The sequence below is a fragment of the Pseudomonas sp. NA-150 genome, assembly GCF_044336365.1.
In the GTDB taxonomy this organism is placed as follows: Bacteria; Pseudomonadota; Gammaproteobacteria; order Pseudomonadales; family Pseudomonadaceae; genus Aquipseudomonas.
This window is the reverse complement of record NZ_CP172305.1, coordinates 4,014,282-4,030,354: the sequence shown is the minus strand read 5'-3', so window position 1 is coordinate 4,030,354 and position 16,073 is coordinate 4,014,282. Positions and strand designations below refer to the sequence as shown.

General features: G+C 60.5%; 13 protein-coding genes. 3 read left to right on the top strand and 10 right to left on the bottom strand.

Features of this window, described 5'->3' with window-relative positions; genetic code table 11:
* Positions 1 to 124: 124 nt before the first annotated feature.
* From ACF0H7_RS19080 to hutH, 7 genes are all read right to left on the bottom strand, one after another.
* On the bottom strand, positions 125 to 796 hold the full coding sequence (locus ACF0H7_RS19080; RefSeq protein WP_397448447.1) for an amino acid ABC transporter permease: 672 nt from the start codon (positions 794 to 796) through the stop codon (positions 125 to 127).
* Positions 793 to 1,452 carry an amino acid ABC transporter permease gene (locus ACF0H7_RS19075; protein ID WP_397448446.1) on the bottom strand — a complete coding sequence of 220 codons (660 nt, stop codon included), beginning with the start codon at positions 1,450 to 1,452 and terminating at the stop codon, positions 793 to 795. Before ACF0H7_RS19075 ends, ACF0H7_RS19080 begins: the two co-directional genes overlap by 4 nt.
* Before the next feature lie 62 nt (positions 1,453 to 1,514).
* Entirely contained in the window at positions 1,515 to 2,351 is an 837-nt protein-coding gene (locus ACF0H7_RS19070; RefSeq protein ID WP_397448445.1) for a transporter substrate-binding domain-containing protein, read from the bottom strand.
* A gap of 151 nt (positions 2,352 to 2,502) precedes the next feature.
* On the bottom strand, positions 2,503 to 3,738 hold the full coding sequence (locus tag ACF0H7_RS19065; RefSeq protein ID WP_397448444.1) for an FAD-binding oxidoreductase: 1,236 nt from the start codon (positions 3,736 to 3,738) through the stop codon (positions 2,503 to 2,505).
* Positions 3,689 to 3,877 carry a hypothetical protein gene (locus ACF0H7_RS19060; RefSeq protein ID WP_397448443.1) on the bottom strand — a complete coding sequence of 63 codons (189 nt, stop codon included), beginning with the start codon at positions 3,875 to 3,877 and terminating at the stop codon, positions 3,689 to 3,691. The genes ACF0H7_RS19065 and ACF0H7_RS19060 overlap by 50 nt, the downstream gene beginning before the upstream one ends.
* Before the next feature lie 3 nt (positions 3,878 to 3,880).
* Positions 3,881 to 5,077, bottom strand: coding sequence for an alpha-hydroxy acid oxidase (locus tag ACF0H7_RS19055; RefSeq protein ID WP_397448442.1), 1,197 nt, complete (start codon positions 5,075 to 5,077; stop codon positions 3,881 to 3,883).
* Positions 5,078 to 5,155: 78 nt separating this feature from the next.
* Complete coding sequence (gene hutH, locus ACF0H7_RS19050; RefSeq protein ID WP_397448441.1) at positions 5,156 to 6,685, bottom strand: histidine ammonia-lyase; 1,530 nt, start codon at positions 6,683 to 6,685, stop codon at positions 5,156 to 5,158.
* Positions 6,686 to 7,108: 423 nt separating this feature from the next.
* On the opposite strand from hutH, the gene ACF0H7_RS19045 reads away from it, so the two are divergent.
* On the top strand, positions 7,109 to 8,074 hold the full coding sequence (locus ACF0H7_RS19045; protein ID WP_397448440.1) for an isopenicillin N synthase family dioxygenase: 966 nt from the start codon (positions 7,109 to 7,111) through the stop codon (positions 8,072 to 8,074).
* Between the two features lie 117 nt (positions 8,075 to 8,191).
* Here ACF0H7_RS19045 and ACF0H7_RS19040 read toward each other — a convergent pair whose 3' ends face one another.
* Positions 8,192 to 9,385, bottom strand: a complete 1,194-nt coding sequence (locus ACF0H7_RS19040) for an amino acid aminotransferase (protein WP_397448439.1) — start codon at positions 9,383 to 9,385, stop codon at positions 8,192 to 8,194.
* Positions 9,386 to 9,706: 321 nt separating this feature from the next.
* Here ACF0H7_RS19040 and uvrB point away from each other — a divergent pair, with 321 nt between their 5' ends.
* Positions 9,707 to 11,722 (top strand): excinuclease ABC subunit UvrB, encoded by a 2,016-nt coding sequence (gene uvrB, locus ACF0H7_RS19035; protein ID WP_397448438.1) that lies wholly within the window; start codon positions 9,707 to 9,709, stop codon positions 11,720 to 11,722.
* Between the two features lie 42 nt (positions 11,723 to 11,764).
* Here uvrB and ACF0H7_RS19030 read toward each other — a convergent pair whose 3' ends face one another.
* Positions 11,765 to 13,252: an MDR family MFS transporter gene (locus ACF0H7_RS19030; RefSeq protein WP_397453947.1), complete on the bottom strand. Its 1,488-nt coding sequence runs from the start codon at positions 13,250 to 13,252 to the stop codon at positions 11,765 to 11,767.
* A 52-nt stretch (positions 13,253 to 13,304) separates the two neighbouring features.
* Positions 13,305 to 14,357, bottom strand: coding sequence for an HlyD family secretion protein (locus ACF0H7_RS19025; RefSeq protein WP_397448437.1), 1,053 nt, complete (start codon positions 14,355 to 14,357; stop codon positions 13,305 to 13,307).
* Positions 14,358 to 14,574: 217 nt separating this feature from the next.
* Between ACF0H7_RS19025 and gltX the strand changes: the two genes are divergently transcribed.
* Positions 14,575 to 16,056 carry a glutamate--tRNA ligase gene (gene gltX / locus ACF0H7_RS19020; RefSeq protein WP_397448436.1) on the top strand — a complete coding sequence of 494 codons (1,482 nt, stop codon included), beginning with the start codon at positions 14,575 to 14,577 and terminating at the stop codon, positions 16,054 to 16,056.
* The last annotated feature ends 17 nt before the right edge of the window (positions 16,057 to 16,073 follow it).

Here is a 16,073-nt window from a genome sequence, read left to right as displayed (position 1 = left end):
GGCGTCTTCATCGGTTCACCTGTTTCTTGTGATGCGTGTAAGGGCTGAGCGGAGTGTGGCGCGACCATTGGCGTCCGTACGGCGGGCCTGGAGCGTGGGTCTACATCGGGAAGCAGGAAATTATTCATCGTGGTTGCTTCTGCATGAAACGGCCGACACGCACTTCAAGCAGCATACCCAGACGCGAGCTGGCTTCCACCAGGATCAGGTAACCGATGCACAGCATCGACAGGGTCTCGACGAAGGCGAAGGTTTCCGAGCCGATGCCGGTCACCACCATGGTCAGTTCGGGGATGGTAATGATCGACAGCACGGCGGTTTCCTTGCACAGCACGCTGACCAGATTGACCAGCGCCGGCAGGATGATCACCAGCATTTGCGGGATCTGGATACGCAGGATGCATTGCAGACGGGTGATGCCCAGGCAATCGGCGGCTTCCAGTTGGCCACGACTGACCGATTCGAAACCGCTGCGGAAGATCTCGGCGAAGTACACGCTGCCATAAATGCCCAGTCCGAGAATCCCGGCCGGGATCGGATCGAGACTGAGGCCGAACGACGGGCCGCCGTAATACACCAGGAACAGCTGCACCAGAAACGGCGTACTGCGGATGATTTCGATGAACACCCGCAGGGGCGCGCGCAGCAGGTTATTGCCGAACAATTGCGCGACGGCAATCAACAGGCCGAGAAACAGCCCGAGTACCACGCCGGAGGACCAGGTGCCCAGGGTGACCAAGAAGCCAGAGCCGATATCACCCAGGTGGTCGGTGATGATCTTGGGATCGAAAATCATGCCGCGCGCTCCTTCAGATGGCGTTCCAGCAGGCCGCCGAGGAACGCCAGCGGAATGTTGATCAGGCAGTAGAAACCGGCCAGCATCAGGTAGTCCTGAACGAACATGTAGTCACTGGCGGCGATGTTCTGCGCAGTGCGGGTCAGGTCGGCGAGACCGACCACCGACACCAGCGACGAGGCCTTGATCAACAGGATCATTTCGTTGACCAGCCCCGGCAGGGTCAGGCGCACGGCTTGCGGCACGCGGATGCGCACCAGCATGTGCGTCGAACTCAAGCCGAGCATGCTGCCGGCTTCCAGTTGGCCGCCGGGAATCGCGAGGAAGCCACCGCGCATGATTTCCGCGATGTACGCGCCGGCCGCCAACGACAGCCCGGTGATCGCCGCCGCCGTGGGCGAAACGTTAGGCAGGCCGATACGCGGCAGGAAGTAATAGATGAACAGCAATTGCACCAGCAGCGGAATGCCGCGGAACACAAAAATATAGGCGCCCCCCAGGCGCTTGAGCGCGGGGATGGGCGACAGCCGACAGCTGCCGATGATCACGCCGATGACAAAGCCGATGCACAGCGAGGCAGTGGACACTTCGAGGGTGACCAGCAGGCTGTCGAGCAACAGCGGCAGGTTTTGCAGCAATAGGGGCCAATCGAACATCGTGTCACTCCACCTTGATAGTCGCCGGCTCCGGGGAGCCGGCGATTGTCACAACCAACGGCTTACCAGGTAGGGTCGAAGTCAGCCTGTGGCACGTCCATTTCGGCACCCAGCCATTTTTTCTGCAGGGCAGCGAGTCGGCCGTCCTGGTGCATTTTCAGCATGGCGGCGTCGAGGGCGGCGATCAGGCTGTCAGCGTCGGCATCCTTACGACCCAAGAAGGCGAAGTAGGACTTTTTGCCGAACGGAGGCATGACCACTTTGTAGAGGTTCTTTTTCTCTGCGGCGACATACGAGATGTTCGGCAGGGAGTTGGCCACGGCGACAATACGTTTGGCCGCCAGGTCGGCGTAGGCCTGGTTGTTGTCGACGTATTCGCGGATGGTGACTTTTTCCGGCAGGGTCGCGGCGAAGGTTTTCAGTTCTTCGAGCTGTGCCGAGCCTTTGCCAGCGCCGACAGTTTTGCCGGAGATGTCTTCAGGCTTTTTGATGGTGTCGTCTTTGGCGCCGATCATCAATGCAACGGTCGCTTCGGCAATCGGCATCACGAAGTGATAACGCTCTTTACGCGCCTTGGTGACGATGATCGGGCCGGCAACCATGTCGAACTTCTTCGCTTCCAGCCCTGGCAATACCGACGGCCATGGCAGGTCGAGGAACTTGACCTTCACCCCCAGTTCTTTACCCAGTTGCTCGAACAGCTCGGAGTTCATGCCCTTCTGCTTACCGTTGTCGGTGAAGTCGAAAGGAGCGAACTGCAGTTCGGTGCCCACAACCAGTTCACCGGCTTTCTTCACATCGGCCAGTTGGTCGGCATGGGCCGCCATTGGGACGATGGCCAGAGCGATCGCAGCGCAGAGGCCGCTAAATGTCTTACTGAACAGAGAATCGAGTTGCATGGGGTAACTCCTTCATCAGATGCAGTGAACGCTGGTGGTTTGTTGTGTTGGTTCTTTTTATCCTGGGATGTCGCAAAAGCTACACCCTGTGGCGCCTTTTAGACTGCAGTTAGCGTGCCATACTCGTATATACAACCCTTTATCACTTGCCTCAGAGAATCTTGCCCGGATTGAGAATACCTTTGGGGTCAAAGCTGTTCTTGAGTTGCTGCATCGCCAGACGCGCTTCGGCGCTCACTGAATGGTGCAGAAACTCGCGCTTGAGCAGGCCGATACCATGCTCGGCCGACACCGATCCGCCCAGTTCCCCTACTGCGGTATAGACCAGTTCTTCGATCTCAAGGATTGGCGCCGGCTGAGGCAACGAATTGCAATCCACCGTCAGGTGCAGATTGCTGTCACCGATGTGGCCGAAATACACGCTGTGGTTACCGGGCCAGCGTTGATCGAGGCGCTGACGACACAATTCGGCGAACTCGCCGATCTGACCGATGGGCAAACTGACGTCGAAATTCAGTGGGCTCAAGCGCAGCGGGAACTCGCCGGTGGCCTCGCGAATCTTCCACAGCGCGCGGGCCTGAGTGTGCGAGCTGGCCATGATTGCATCGAGCACTTCACCGGCTTCAATGGCCGCCTCCAGGGTCTGCTCCAGCAGCTCGCGAGGGCCGGCGGACTCGAACAACACATACAGCGGATGCTCGTCCGACATCGGCGCCACCGGGTTCTCCAGCCAGGACACTCCGAGGCGAAAGAAGTCCTGCCACATCAACTCGTAGGCTTGTGGCGTGCCAGCGCTGCGCTGCACCCGACGCAGCAAATTGACCGCGCTGCTGTAGTCGGGCAAGGCGCAGAGCAGGGTGGTGGTTTCACCAGGCTGAGGTGCGAGCTTCAAAATGGCGCGGGTGATCACGCCAAGGGTGCCTTCGCTGCCGATGAAGCACTGTTTTAGGTCATAACCGCAGTTGTTCTTGATCATCTTGTTCAGCAGATCGAGCACCCGGCCGTCGGCCAACACCACTTCGAGGCCGAGCACCAGATCGCGGGTCATGCCGTAACGAATCACCGCATTGCCGCCGGCGTTGGTCGCGATATTGCCGCCGATCTGGCACGAGCCACGCGCGCCCAGATCCAGTGGAAACAGAAACCCGGCGTCGAGCGCGGCCTGCTGAATGTCCTGCAACGTCGTGCCGGCCCAGACGCTGATCGTCGCCGCCGCCGCGTCGATTTCCTCGATGCCGCGCATGCGCTCCAGCGACAAGGCAATGTCAGTGGTGCGCGGCACGGCACCACCGGCCAGACCGGTCATGCCGCCTTGAGGCACCACGGATTGCCCTGCGTCATTGCAGATGCGCAACGCATCGGCCACCTGTTCGGTGGTGCGCGGCAACAGCACCGCTGGCGGGGCAGGCCGGAGCGTGGCCGGTCCAGTCGCTGTAGTGGCGCTGGTTGATCGCGGCGCCGGTAATCACGGCACTGTCACCCAAAGCGGCGCGCAGTTGGTCGAGGGTCTGTTGCAGATCGTTCATCGTTCAGCTCACGGTCAAAGGTGAAGAGGTGGTCAGGAGCACGCCATGACGGTCGAGTTGGCTCAAGTCGGGTTGTCCGAGCAAGGACAGGGCCAGACGCAGCTCCTGAGCGAGAAGATCCAGCGCGTGCCCGGCGCCTTGCTGGCCGCCGACCGCGACGCCATACAAGGTCGCGCGGCCGAGCAGCACCGTATCGGCGCCCAGCGCGCAGGCCTTGAGAATATCGGTGCCATGGCGCACGCCGCTGTCGAGCAGGATCGACAGCTTACCCTTGGCCACGGCGGCAATCGCCGGCAGGCAATCGATGCTGGCGGGCACGCCGTCGAGTTGGCGTCCGCCGTGGTTGCTGACGACGATGCCGTCCAGCCCGAAGGCGATGGCTTTCTCCGCGTCGGCCGGGTGCAGTACACCTTTGAGGATCAGTTGGTGCGGCCATTTTTCGCGCAAACGGGCCAGGGCCTGCCAGTCGAGGCCAGTGTCCATTTGTGAACCAATAAAGTGCGCGGCGCCGGCAATGGTGCGCTGTCCTTCGGGCAAATAGCGCTCGACGTTGCCAAGAATCGGCAGGCCATTGGGCCACAGTGCTTGTTGCATCCAGCGCGGATGGCGCAGGACGTCGAGTTTGTTGCGCAGGCTCAGTTGTCTGGGGCGGACGAAATTGCGTTTGTCCCATTCGCGATTGCCCAACAACACGGCATCACTGGTCAACAACAGGGTTTTGCAGCCGACGGCCTTGGCCCGTTGCAGCAGATCGTGCTGCACCGCCGGGTCGCGCAGGCAATACAACTGGAACCACAGATTGACCTCGGGCACGGCGGCGACCACCTGCTCAAGCGAGCTGGTGGACACGGTGCTGAGGGTGAACGGCAGGCCGCGCTCGGTGGCAGCCTTGGCCAGATGAAGGTCGGCATCGCGGTAGAGCATGCCGTTATAGCCGGTGGGGCCGATGGCGATCGGCAACGGTAACTCGGTGCCGAACAGTGAGCGCTGGGTATGGGTTTTCAGGCAAGACACCAGCGTCCGCGGTAACAGGCCGATATCGGAAAATCCCTGGCGATTGCGCGCGAGGGTCAATTCCTCTTCGGCGCCACCTTCCAGGTACTCCCAGGCGAAGTGCGGCAAGCGTCGACGGGCCATTGCAGCCAGTTCAGCAATGCTGTGGGCGCGACGAAAATCAGTGCCGGAGTGATAGCGACGCATAGGATTCCTAGAGTTGCAAAAAAACGTGAAGCAACCATAGGCGTTCGCCGGGCGAAATGCCCAGCGAACGCGACACGCTTAGCCGTGCAGGCGTTGGAACGGCAACCACTGGCCAAACACACCGTCTTCAACCCAGGCGCGGGCGGCAGCGATGTCGGGGGCAAAGTAACGGTCTTCGTCGTAGTGCGGCACTTCTTCACGCACCATCGCCATCACTTCGGTGAGTTTTTCCGAGGTCTTCAGCGGGGTCAGCAAATCGATGCCCTGAGCGGCGGCCAGTACTTCAATGGCGACCACGGCGCTGCTGTTGCCGGCCATGTCCAGCAGACGGCGCGCGGCGAAAGTGGCCATCGACACGTGGTCTTCCTGGTTGGCGGACGTCGGCAGGCTGTCGACCGAGGCCGGGTGCGCCAACGTTTTGTTTTCCGAGGCGAGGGCTGCGGCGGTGACCTGGGCGATCATAAAGCCGGAGTTCAGGCCGCCTTCGAGTACCAGGAACGCTGGCAGACCGGATAGGGCAGGGTCGACCAGTTGTGCAATGCGACGCTCGGACAGCGCGCCGATTTCCGAGATTGCCAAGGCCAGTACGTCAGAGGCCATCGCCACCGGTTCGGCGTGGAAGTTGCCACCGGACAGCACGTCGCCGTCTGCGCTGAACACCAGCGGGTTGTCGGAGACCGCGTTGGCTTCGCGCAGGAATACGTTGGCGGCGAAGCGCATGTGATCGAGGCAGGCGCCCATCACCTGTGGCTGGCAGCGCAGCGAGTACGGGTCCTGGACGCGGGCGCAATCGCGATGGGATTCGCGGATTTCACTGTGCGCCAGCAGCTCGCGGTAGAACACGGCGACGTCGATTTGTCCCGGTTGGCCGCGTACTGCCTGGATGCGCGCATCGAAGGGAACGTCGGAGCCTTTCAGCGCTTCAACGCTCAGGCTACCGGCGACGACGGCGGCGCTGAACAGTTTTTCGGTGGCGAACAAACCGCGCAAGGCGAGGGCGGTCGACACCTGGGTGCCGTTGATCAATGCCAGGCCTTCTTTCGGGCCAAGTACCATCGGCTCCAGGCCGGCCAGGGCCAGGCCTTCGACCGCGTCCATTTCGCGGCCTTGATGACGCACACGACCGATACCGATCAGCACCGCCGACATGTGCGCCAACGGCGCGAGGTCACCGGACGCGCCCACCGAACCTTGCGACGGAATGCACGGGTAAACCTTGGCGGCGTAGAGTTTGCTCAGCGCCTGAATCACTTCCCAGCGAATCCCGGAGAAACCACGGGCCAGCGAACCGACCTTGAGCGCCATGATCAGGCCGACGCTGGCGTCGTCCAGCAGCGGGCCAGTGCCGGTGCAGTGCGACAGCAGCAAGTTGCGTTGCAGCTTGGCCAGCGACTCAGTCGGAATCGAGGTGCGCGCCAGCAAGCCGAAACCGGTGTTGATGCCATACACGGTGCGTTCGTTGGCGATGATTTCATTGACTGTACGGGTGCTGGCGTCCACTGCCTCACGCGCGGCAGGGTCGAGTTCAAACGGCGCCTGTTGTTGATAAACCACGCGCAATTGTTCGAGGGTGAATTGGCCGGGGGTGAGTTGCAGAGTCGCTTGCATGGGATCGGTCCTGGTGTAGTGATCGTGGATTCGTCGAAAACAGGTAGGCATATAAGCCTGTATATACAGGTAAGGCAAGATGCAGGCCAATTAATCGACGAGAGGCGGTAAACAGCGGGATTGAGCCTGTCTGTCAGGTTCGCCGGGGTCGGGCGGTCGACACTGCTACCGATGCCTGTCACCGAAAGTTGCACCGATTGGGGTCGTGCTGCCCACTGCTGGGGCAAAGGGAAACCCCGTGACAGCGGGGGTGAAGGCTCGGTACAAGGTCGCCAATCCTCCCGACAGGCTTTGGCCCAAAGCTTTTCAGCAGGTGCCGGGCTCGGCGGCACAGTAAATGCTAATGCCTGTATATACCGGTTCGTCAGCCTGTCGCCCGAACCTTCATTTCGCCCGCTGTAATGACCGCAAACAGGAGTGAGCATGACCGCTAGCGCCAATCTCCCCTTGATCGATATGTCCGGTGTTCGTGAAGGTGACCCGGCGAGCATTCGTCGCGCCGGTGAAGCGATTCGCCAAGCCTGCGTCGATATCGGCTTCTTCTATATCGTCAATCACGGTGTGCCCCAGCCGGTAATCGACCGCGCCATGGCCGCTGCCGCGCAGTTCTTTGCCTATCCGGCCGAGACCAAGCGCCAGGTGGCGGTCAACAAACGTCACCGTGGCTGGCACGCCTTGGGTGGCGCGACCATGTATGAGGCGACCAAGCCGGATTTCAAAGAGTTCTTCAGCATGGGCCTGGAACTGCCGGAAGACGATCCCTCAGTGCTGGCCGGTGAAGCCCTGCGCGGGCCGAATCAGTGGCCAGACTTCATGCCGGAAATGCGCGAAGCGCTGGCGGAGTACTACACGGAAATCGGCAAGGCGGGTGCGGACCTGCTCAAAGCGGTGGCAGTCGGGTTGGGGATCGACGTCGATTTCTTCAGCAGCAAATACCAGAAAACCCTGCAGCGCACGCAGATGGTCTATTACCCACCGCACCCGCCGATGGCCGAGGCTGATCAATTCGGCGTAGCGCCGCACACCGATTACGGCTGCATCACCTTGCTCTATCAGGACAACAGCGGTGGTTTACAGGTGCGGGAATTGAGCAGCAATAGCTGGATCGATGCGACGCCGATTGCCGGCAGTCTGGTGGTCAATGTCGGGGATTTGCTGGCGCACTGGTCCAACAACCGTTTCCGCTCGACCTTGCACCGGGTGATCAATAAATCAGGGCACGAACGCTATTCCATCGCGACCTTTTTTGATCCGACCTACAGCGCGGTGGTGGACCCGTGTGATCTGGGGATCGATGCAGCGACCAGTCGGTATCAACCGGTGGCGGCGGGGGATTACATCTTGAAGCGGATCGATGATTCGATGGCGTATCGCAAGAAGGCGCAATAACAGACAGACACAACACTTGTAGGAGCTGCCGAAGGCTGCGAAAACTTTAAATCGCGAAGGTCGTTCCGACCTTATCGCAGCCTCCGGCAGCTCCTACAGGGATGTATGAATAACCGATCAGATCACCTGAACAATCGCCTTGGTCACCACATCGATGTTGCTGTTATTCAACGCAGCCACACAGATACGGCCAGTGTCGAGGGCATAGATGCCGAACTCGCTGCGCAGACGCACGGCTTGCTCTTTGGTCAGGCCCGAGTAGGAGAACATGCCGACCTGACGCCCGACGAAGCTGAAGTCCTGGGTAGTCAGCGCCGCCAGTTTTTCAACCATGGCCACGCGCATGCCACGAATCCGCAGGCGCATTTCCGCCAGTTCCTGCTCCCACACCGCGCGCAGTTCCGGGCTGTTCAGCACCGCAGCGACGATGGTTGCGCCGTGGGTTGGCGGGTTGGAGTAGTTGGTGCGGATTACGCGTTTGACTTGCGACAGTACGCGGGAGGTTTCTTCTTTCGATTCGGTGACGATCGACAGTGCGCCCACGCGTTCGCCGTACAGCGAGAACGACTTGGAGAACGAGCTGGAAGCGAAGAAGTTCAGGCCCGACTCGGCGAACAGGCGCACAGCGGCCGCGTCTTCGTCGATACCGTCGCCGAAACCCTGGTACGCCATGTCGAGGAACGGCACGTGACCTTTGGCTTTCAGGACTTCGAGGACTTTTTTCCAGTCGTCTAGGGTCAGATCAACGCCGGTCGGGTTGTGGCAGCAGGCGTGCAGGACGATGATCGAGCCGTCCGGCAGGTTTTGCAGGTCTTCCAGCATGCCCACGCGGTTCACGTCATGGGTGGCGGCGTCGTAGTAGCGGTAGTTTTGCACCGGGAAGCCGGCGGTTTCGAACAGCGCGCGGTGGTTTTCCCAGCTCGGGTCGCTGATGGCAACCACGGCGCCTGGCTTGAGTTGCTTGAGGAAGTCGGCACCCAGTTTCAGCGCGCCCGTACCGCCCACGGCTTGTACGGTCAGTACGCGACCGGCAGCGATCAGCGGCGACTCGGCGCCGAACAGCAGTTTTTGCACGGCCAGGTCATAAGCGGCGATCCCGTCGATGGGCAGGTAGCCACGCGCGGCATGTTGAGCGACGCGAATGGTCTCGGCTTCGACAACGGCACGCAGGAGTGGAATTCGCCCCTCTTCGTTGCAGTAAACCCCTACACCCAGGTTAACTTTGTCAGTTCGGGTATCGGCATTGAATGCTTCGTTGAGGCCCAGGATAGGATCGCGTGGTGCCATTTCGACAGCGGAGAACAGGCTCATTTTTGCGGGGGCTCTGATAGGGAGGACTGATGGGGTACAACGCTCCGGCCGAATGCACTAGAGCGGTGCACAAACGGGGAGTTAGTATAGAGAGCATCGTTCAGAGCTGCGATAGGTTGTTACGGGTTTTTACAGGATTTCTGTATATTTTTTCGAACACCCTTAAAAAATATCGATCAGTGCCTCCTGACTTGTAGGATTGAGCGCTTGAAAGGTGGCGTTCGCGACTCCATCTGTAGTCTTTCGTCGACTGTTTCGGTCGTTCGTGGTTTTCTCGTGACGGCAGCGTCCTGCATGTCGGAACGAACCCAGAGGTAGCTTATGTCCGAGTTTCAGCTCGTCACCCGTTTCCAGCCTGCCGGCGACCAGCCGGAAGCCATTCGCCTGATGGTCGAGGGGATTGAAGCCGGGTTGGCGCATCAGACATTGCTAGGCGTGACCGGTTCGGGCAAGACCTTCAGCATCGCCAACGTGATCGCGCAAGTGCAGCGCCCGACCCTGGTGCTGGCGCCAAACAAGACCCTGGCGGCGCAGTTGTACGGCGAGTTCAAGGCCTTCTTCCCGAACAACGCTGTGGAATATTTCGTCTCGTATTACGACTACTACCAGCCGGAAGCCTACGTGCCGTCGTCGGACACCTTCATCGAGAAGGACGCCTCGATCAACGACCACATCGAACAGATGCGGTTGTCGGCGACCAAGGCCCTGCTGGAGCGCAAGGACGCGATCATCGTCACCACCGTGTCGTGCATCTACGGTCTGGGCAGCCCCGAGACGTACCTGAAAATGGTGCTGCATGTCGACCGTGGCGACAAGCTGGACCAGCGCGCACTGCTGCGTCGTCTGGCCGACCTGCAATACACCCGCAACGACATGGATTTCGCCCGCGCCACCTTCCGTGTGCGCGGCGACGTGATCGATATCTACCCGGCGGAATCCGATCTGGAAGCGATCCGCATCGAGCTGTTCGACGATGAAGTGGAAAGCCTGTCGGCGTTCGATCCGTTGACCGGCGAAGTGATTCGCAAGCTGCCGCGTTTCACCTTTTACCCCAAGAGCCACTACGTCACCCCGCGTGAAACCCTGCTGGATGCCATCGAGCACATCAAGGTCGAGTTGCAGGAACGCCTGGAATACCTGCGCAGCAACAACAAGCTGGTGGAGGCGCAACGACTGGAACAGCGCACCCGTTTCGACCTGGAGATGATCCTCGAACTGGGTTACTGCAACGGCATCGAAAACTACTCGCGCTACTTGTCGGGGCGACCTGCCGGGGCGGCACCACCGACTTTGTACGACTACCTGCCGGCCGATGCGCTGCTGGTGATCGACGAATCCCACGTCAGCGTGCCGCAAGTGGGCGCGATGTATAAGGGCGACCGTTCGCGTAAAGAGACCCTGGTTGAATACGGTTTCCGTCTGCCATCGGCGCTGGACAATCGGCCGATGCGTTTCGATGAGTGGGAAGGCGTCAGCCCGCAAACCATTTTTGTCTCGGCCACGCCGGGCAACTACGAAGCTGAACATGCCGGGCGAGTGATTGAGCAATTGGTTCGCCCGACCGGCCTGGTGGACCCACAGATTGAGATTCGTCCGGCACTGACCCAGGTCGACGACCTGCTGTCCGAGATCGGCAAGCGCGCGGCGTTGGGTGAGCGGGTGTTGGTGACCACCCTGACCAAGCGCATGTCTGAAGACTTGACCGACTACCTGGCCGACCACGGTGTGCGCGTGCGTTATTTGCACTCGGACATCGATACCGTGGAGCGGGTCGAAATCATCCGCGACCTGCGTCTGGGCGTGTTCGATGTGCTGGTCGGGATCAACCTGCTGCGCGAAGGCCTGGACATGCCCGAGGTGTCGCTGGTGGCGATTCTCGATGCCGACAAGGAAGGCTTCCTGCGCTCCGAGCGCTCGCTGATCCAGACCATCGGCCGTGCGGCACGTAACCTCAACGGTCGGGCGATTCTGTATGCGGATCGCATCACCGGCTCCATGGAACGGGCGATTGGCGAAACCGAACGCCGTCGCGACAAGCAGATCGCGCACAACCTGGCGAACGGGATTACCCCCAGGGGGGTGGTCAAGGACGTCGCCGACATCATGGAAGGCGCCACCGTGCCAGGTTCGCGCAGCAAAAAGCGCAAGGGCATGGCCAAGGCCGCCGAAGAGAACGCCAAGTACGAAGCCGAACTGCGCTCACCGAGCGAGATCACCAAGCGCATTCGTCAGTTGGAAGAGAAGATGTACCAACTGGCCCGCGACCTGGAGTTCGAAGCCGCGGCGCAGATGCGCGACGAGATTGGCAAGCTGCGGGAGCGGTTGTTGGCGTTGTGAATGACGGCATGAATCCTTGTAGGTGACGGGGCAGACAACCAATCAATGCGCAGCCCCGGCCTTCGCCCCCATCGGCAAGGCCTTGGTCAGCAACACCGCAATCATGCTCACCCCCAGCGCAATTCCGACAAAATGGAACGCATCGTTGTAGGCCATGATGATCGCCTGCTGATGGGCGATTTCACTGAGCTTGCCCAGCGCCGCCGTTTCATTGCCCAGCTTGTCGGTGAGCAGCGCCATGCGCTCGGCCACTTGCGGATTGCTCGGCACAATCGACTCGCGCAGGTAATCGAAATAGACCTTGGTCCGCGCATCCAGCAGGGTCGAGAGCAGGGCGATGCCGATCGCACCGCCTAGGTTGCGCAGGATGTTAAACAGGCTCGACGCCGAACCGGCGTCCTTGGGCTGGATATACACCGTGGCAATCAACGAAATGGTGACCATGATCATCGGCTGCCCCAGCGCGCGGACGATCTGGATCTGATTGAACTGCGGTCCGGCAAAGTCGAGGTTGAGCACGCCGGAGGCAAAGCTGGCGAAACCAAACAGCCCGAAGCCCAGCGCGCACAACAGCTTGGGCGGCATCACCTTCATCAACTGCGGCACCAGCGGAATCAGGAACAGCTGCGGGATGCCCATCCACATGATCACTTCGCCAATTTGCTGCGAGTTGTAACCCTGAATCTGCGCCAGATACAGCGGCAGCAGGTAGATCGAGCCGTACAAACCCACGCCCATGCCGACGCTGGAAATACTCGACAGGCCGAAATTGCGTTCGCCAAGGATTCGCAGGTTGATCAGCGGCTCGGGCTTGGAGAGCTGGATGATGACAAAGGTCAGCAGACTGACCAGAGCAATGCTGCCCAGGCTGACAATCAGCGACGATTCAAGCCAGTCTTCGCGATGACCCTCCTCAAGGAACACCTGCAAACAGCCCAGCCCGACCGCCAGGGTGACGATGCCGGCGTAGTCGGTGCTTTTCAGCAATTCCCAATGCGAGTCCTTTTTCTCCAGCCCATACAGCAGCCCGGCGATCATGATCAGGCCCGGCGGGATGTTGATGTAGAAAATGTATTCCCAGCCGTAGTTCTCGGTCAGCCAACCGCCGAGGGTCGGGCCGATGGAAGGGGCGAAGGTGGCGGTCATGGCGAACAAGGCCATGCCCTTGGCGCGATGGTGGTCGGGCAGCTTGATCAGGGTCAAGGTGAACGCCAGTGGGATCAGCGCGCCGCCGGTGAAGCCTTGCAGGGCGCGGAACACGATCATGCTGTTCAGGCTCCAGGCCATCGAACAGAGCATCGAGGCAATCAAAAAGCCGCACGACACCCACACCGCCAGACGCCGCGCCGAGAGCAATTGCACCAGCCACGCGGTAAGCGGAATCATGATGATTTCCGCGACCAGATACGAGGTGGAAATCCACGAGCCTTCTTCCAGCGTCGCCGACAGCGCGCCTTGAATGTCCTTGAGCGACGAGTTGGTGATCTGGATATCCAGCACCGCCATGAACGCGCCGAGCATCACGCTCATGACCGCGATCCAGTCCCGTCGGCTGGGCTCGCCGACGGGGCGGATCAGTTGATCACCGGCCACTGCTGTCGCCGTCGGCTTTGATGTGGACTTTCACGGTCACCGACATCCCGGGGCGGATCTTGCCGTGCAGCGGGTTGTCGGCAGCGAAGGTCAGCTTGACCGGAATCCGTTGCACCACTTTGGTGAAGTTGCCGGTGGCGTTGTCTGGCGGTAGCAGGCTGAACTGCGCGCCAGACGCGGCGAACAGGCTCTCGACCCTGGCGTTGATCGGTGTGTCGGCAAAGCTGTCGAAGGTCAGCTCGGCGTTTTGTCCCGGCTGCATATGGCCAATCTGGGTTTCTTTAAAGTTGGCCTGGACCCAGATGTCTTCATCCGGCACCACCGACAATAAGTAGGCACCGACCTGCACGTACTGACCATTGCGCGCGCCACGCAGGCCGATGGTGCCGCTGATCGGTGCGTGGATCTCGCTGCGTTGCAGGTTGAGTTCGGCTTGCGCGAGGTCGGTGCGAGCGTTGGCGATCTGCGCGTCAAGGCGTTTGGTTTCCGCCACCAGTGCGACCACTTGTTGCTTCTGCGCCTGGGCGTCGGCTTGCGCCTTGGTCACCTGCGAGCGGGCGATGTGGCTGTCGGCGGAGAGGGTGGTCACCCGTTCTTCGGAGATGAACCCGGGTTTGCGCAGAGTTTCGGCGCGGGTCAGGTCGATCTGGGTGCGACCCAGCGTGGCTTGGGTGGACGCCACTTGTGCTTCGGCCGAAGCGATCATGCTGCCTTGCTGAGTCAACTTGCTCTGGGCCTGCACCCGTTCGGCTTCGTGGGTGGCGAGCATCGCTTTGGCGCGGTCAACAGCCATCTGGAAGTCGGCCGCGTCGAGCTTGATCAGCAACTGGCCTTTTTCCACGTGCTGGTTGTCCTGCACCAACACTTCTTCAACCCGCGCGCCCAATTGGCTGGAGAGGCGGGTAATTTCGCCCTGCACATAGGCGTTGTCGGTGGTCTCGTAAAAACGCCCCTTGAAATACCACTGCGCAAAGAAGGCGAGGGCGATCAGCAGGACGATCGCGAAGAACACAAACAGGCGGCGTTTAAGTTGGGCGGGCATGGGTAGTCTGAATGAGTAGAGATGTCCGCAAATTTAACAGGTGATGGACTCTGGCAACTAGCCAGCGTCGGAATAATGACCGCAGTTGATGTTTGGGTATTCATTTAGTCCGTTATGCCCTGTATCTGGCGACGGCGTGTTGTTTGTCCCCGCGCTGGAGCCGCAGGGGGTGCGCCTGTTAAGATTCGCCGCTTGTTCGACCTATTCGAGATCTTCCATGACCACCGTTCGCACCCGAATCGCGCCATCGCCGACTGGCGACCCTCACGTTGGCACGGCGTACATCGCTTTGTTCAACTACTGCTTTGCCAAGCAACACGGCGGCGAGTTCATCTTGCGTATCGAAGACACCGATCAACTGCGTTCGACCCGTGAGTCGGAACAGCAGATTTTCGATTCTCTGCGCTGGCTGGGTATCGAGTGGAGCGAAGGCCCGGATGTTGGCGGCCCGCATGGCCCGTACCGGCAGAGCGAGCGGGGCGAGATCTACCAGCAATACGTCAAGCAACTGGTGGACATGGGCCACGCCTTCCCGTGCTTCTGCACTGCCGAAGAGCTGGACCAGATGCGCGCCGAGCAAATGGCCAACGGCGAAACCCCGCGCTACGATGGCCGCGCGCTATTGCTGTCGAAAGAAGAAGTCGCGCGTCGCCTGGCTGCCGGCGAGCCCCACGTGATCCGCATGAAAGTGCCAAGCGAAGGCGTCTGCGTGGTGCCAGACATGCTGCGTGGCGAGGTCGAGATCCCGTGGGATCGCATGGACATGCAAGTGTTGATGAAGACCGACGGCCTGCCGACCTACTTCCTGGCCAACGTGGTCGATGACCACCTGATGGGCATCACCCACGTGCTGCGCGGCGAAGAGTGGCTACCCTCGGCACCGAAACTGATCCTGCTCTACGAATACTTCGGCTGGGAAAAACCGGCGCTGTGCTACATGCCGCTGCTGCGTAACCCGGACAAGAGCAAGCTGTCCAAGCGCAAGAACCCGACGTCGGTGACCTTCTACGAGCGCATGGGCTTCATGCCGGAAGCCATGCTCAACTACCTGGGGCGCATGGGCTGGTCGATGCCGGACGAGCGCGAGAAGTTCTCGCTGCAGGAAATGGTCGACAACTTCGACCTTTCCCGCGTCTCTCTCGGTGGGCCGATTTTCGACATCGAGAAACTGTCGTGGCTCAACGGCCAATGGCTGCGTGAGCTGCCGGTGAACGAGTTCGCCAGCCGCCTGCAGACCTGGGCACTGAACCCTGAGTACATGATGAAGATCGCGCCCCACGTTCAAGGGCGTGTCGAAACCTTCAGCCAGGTCGCACCGCTGGCCAGCTTCTTCTTCGCCGGTGGGGTGAACCCGGACGTCAAACTGTTCGAAAGCAAAAAGCTGTCGCCGGATCAAGTGCGGCAGGTAATGCAATTGATCCTGTGGAAGCTCGAAGGCCTGCGTCAGTGGGAGAAAGACACCATCACCGCCAGCATCCAGGCCGTGGTGGAACACCTGGAACTGAAGCTGCGTGATGCCATGCCGCTGATGTTCGCCTCGATCACCGGGCACGCCAGCTCGGTGTCAGTGACCGATGCGATGGAAATCCTCGGCCCGGACCTGACCCGCTTCCGCCTGCGCCAGGCCCTCGACCTGCTCGGTGGCGTGTCGAAGAAAGAAAACAAGGAATGGGAAAAGCTGCTGGGCGCGATTGGCTGAAACGGAAGGTAGATGGA

Bases quoted from the DNA above. Each gene is read 5' to 3' on its own strand.
- ACF0H7_RS19080 (WP_397448447.1), bottom strand. From the start codon at position 796: ATGATTTTCGATCCCAAGATCATCACCGACCACCTGGGTGATATCGGC.
- ACF0H7_RS19075 (WP_397448446.1), bottom strand. From the start codon at position 1,452: ATGTTCGATTGGCCCCTATTGCTGCAAAACCTGCCGCTGTTGCTCGAC.
- ACF0H7_RS19070 (WP_397448445.1), bottom strand. From the start codon at position 2,351: ATGCAACTCGATTCTCTGTTCAGTAAGACATTTAGCGGCCTCTGCGCT.
- ACF0H7_RS19060 (WP_397448443.1), bottom strand. From the start codon at position 3,877: ATGAACGATCTGCAACAGACCCTCGACCAACTGCGCGCCGCTTTGGGT.
- ACF0H7_RS19055 (WP_397448442.1), bottom strand. From the start codon at position 5,077: ATGCGTCGCTATCACTCCGGCACTGATTTTCGTCGCGCCCACAGCATT.
- hutH (WP_397448441.1), bottom strand. From the start codon at position 6,685: ATGCAAGCGACTCTGCAACTCACCCCCGGCCAATTCACCCTCGAACAA.
- ACF0H7_RS19045 (WP_397448440.1), top strand. From the start codon at position 7,109: ATGACCGCTAGCGCCAATCTCCCCTTGATCGATATGTCCGGTGTTCGT.
- ACF0H7_RS19040 (WP_397448439.1), bottom strand. From the start codon at position 9,385: ATGAGCCTGTTCTCCGCTGTCGAAATGGCACCACGCGATCCTATCCTG.
- uvrB (WP_397448438.1), top strand. From the start codon at position 9,707: ATGTCCGAGTTTCAGCTCGTCACCCGTTTCCAGCCTGCCGGCGACCAG.
- ACF0H7_RS19030 (WP_397453947.1), bottom strand. From the start codon at position 13,252: ATGAGCGTGATGCTCGGCGCGTTCATGGCGGTGCTGGATATCCAGATC.
- ACF0H7_RS19025 (WP_397448437.1), bottom strand. From the start codon at position 14,357: ATGCCCGCCCAACTTAAACGCCGCCTGTTTGTGTTCTTCGCGATCGTC.
- gltX (WP_397448436.1), top strand. From the start codon at position 14,575: ATGACCACCGTTCGCACCCGAATCGCGCCATCGCCGACTGGCGACCCT.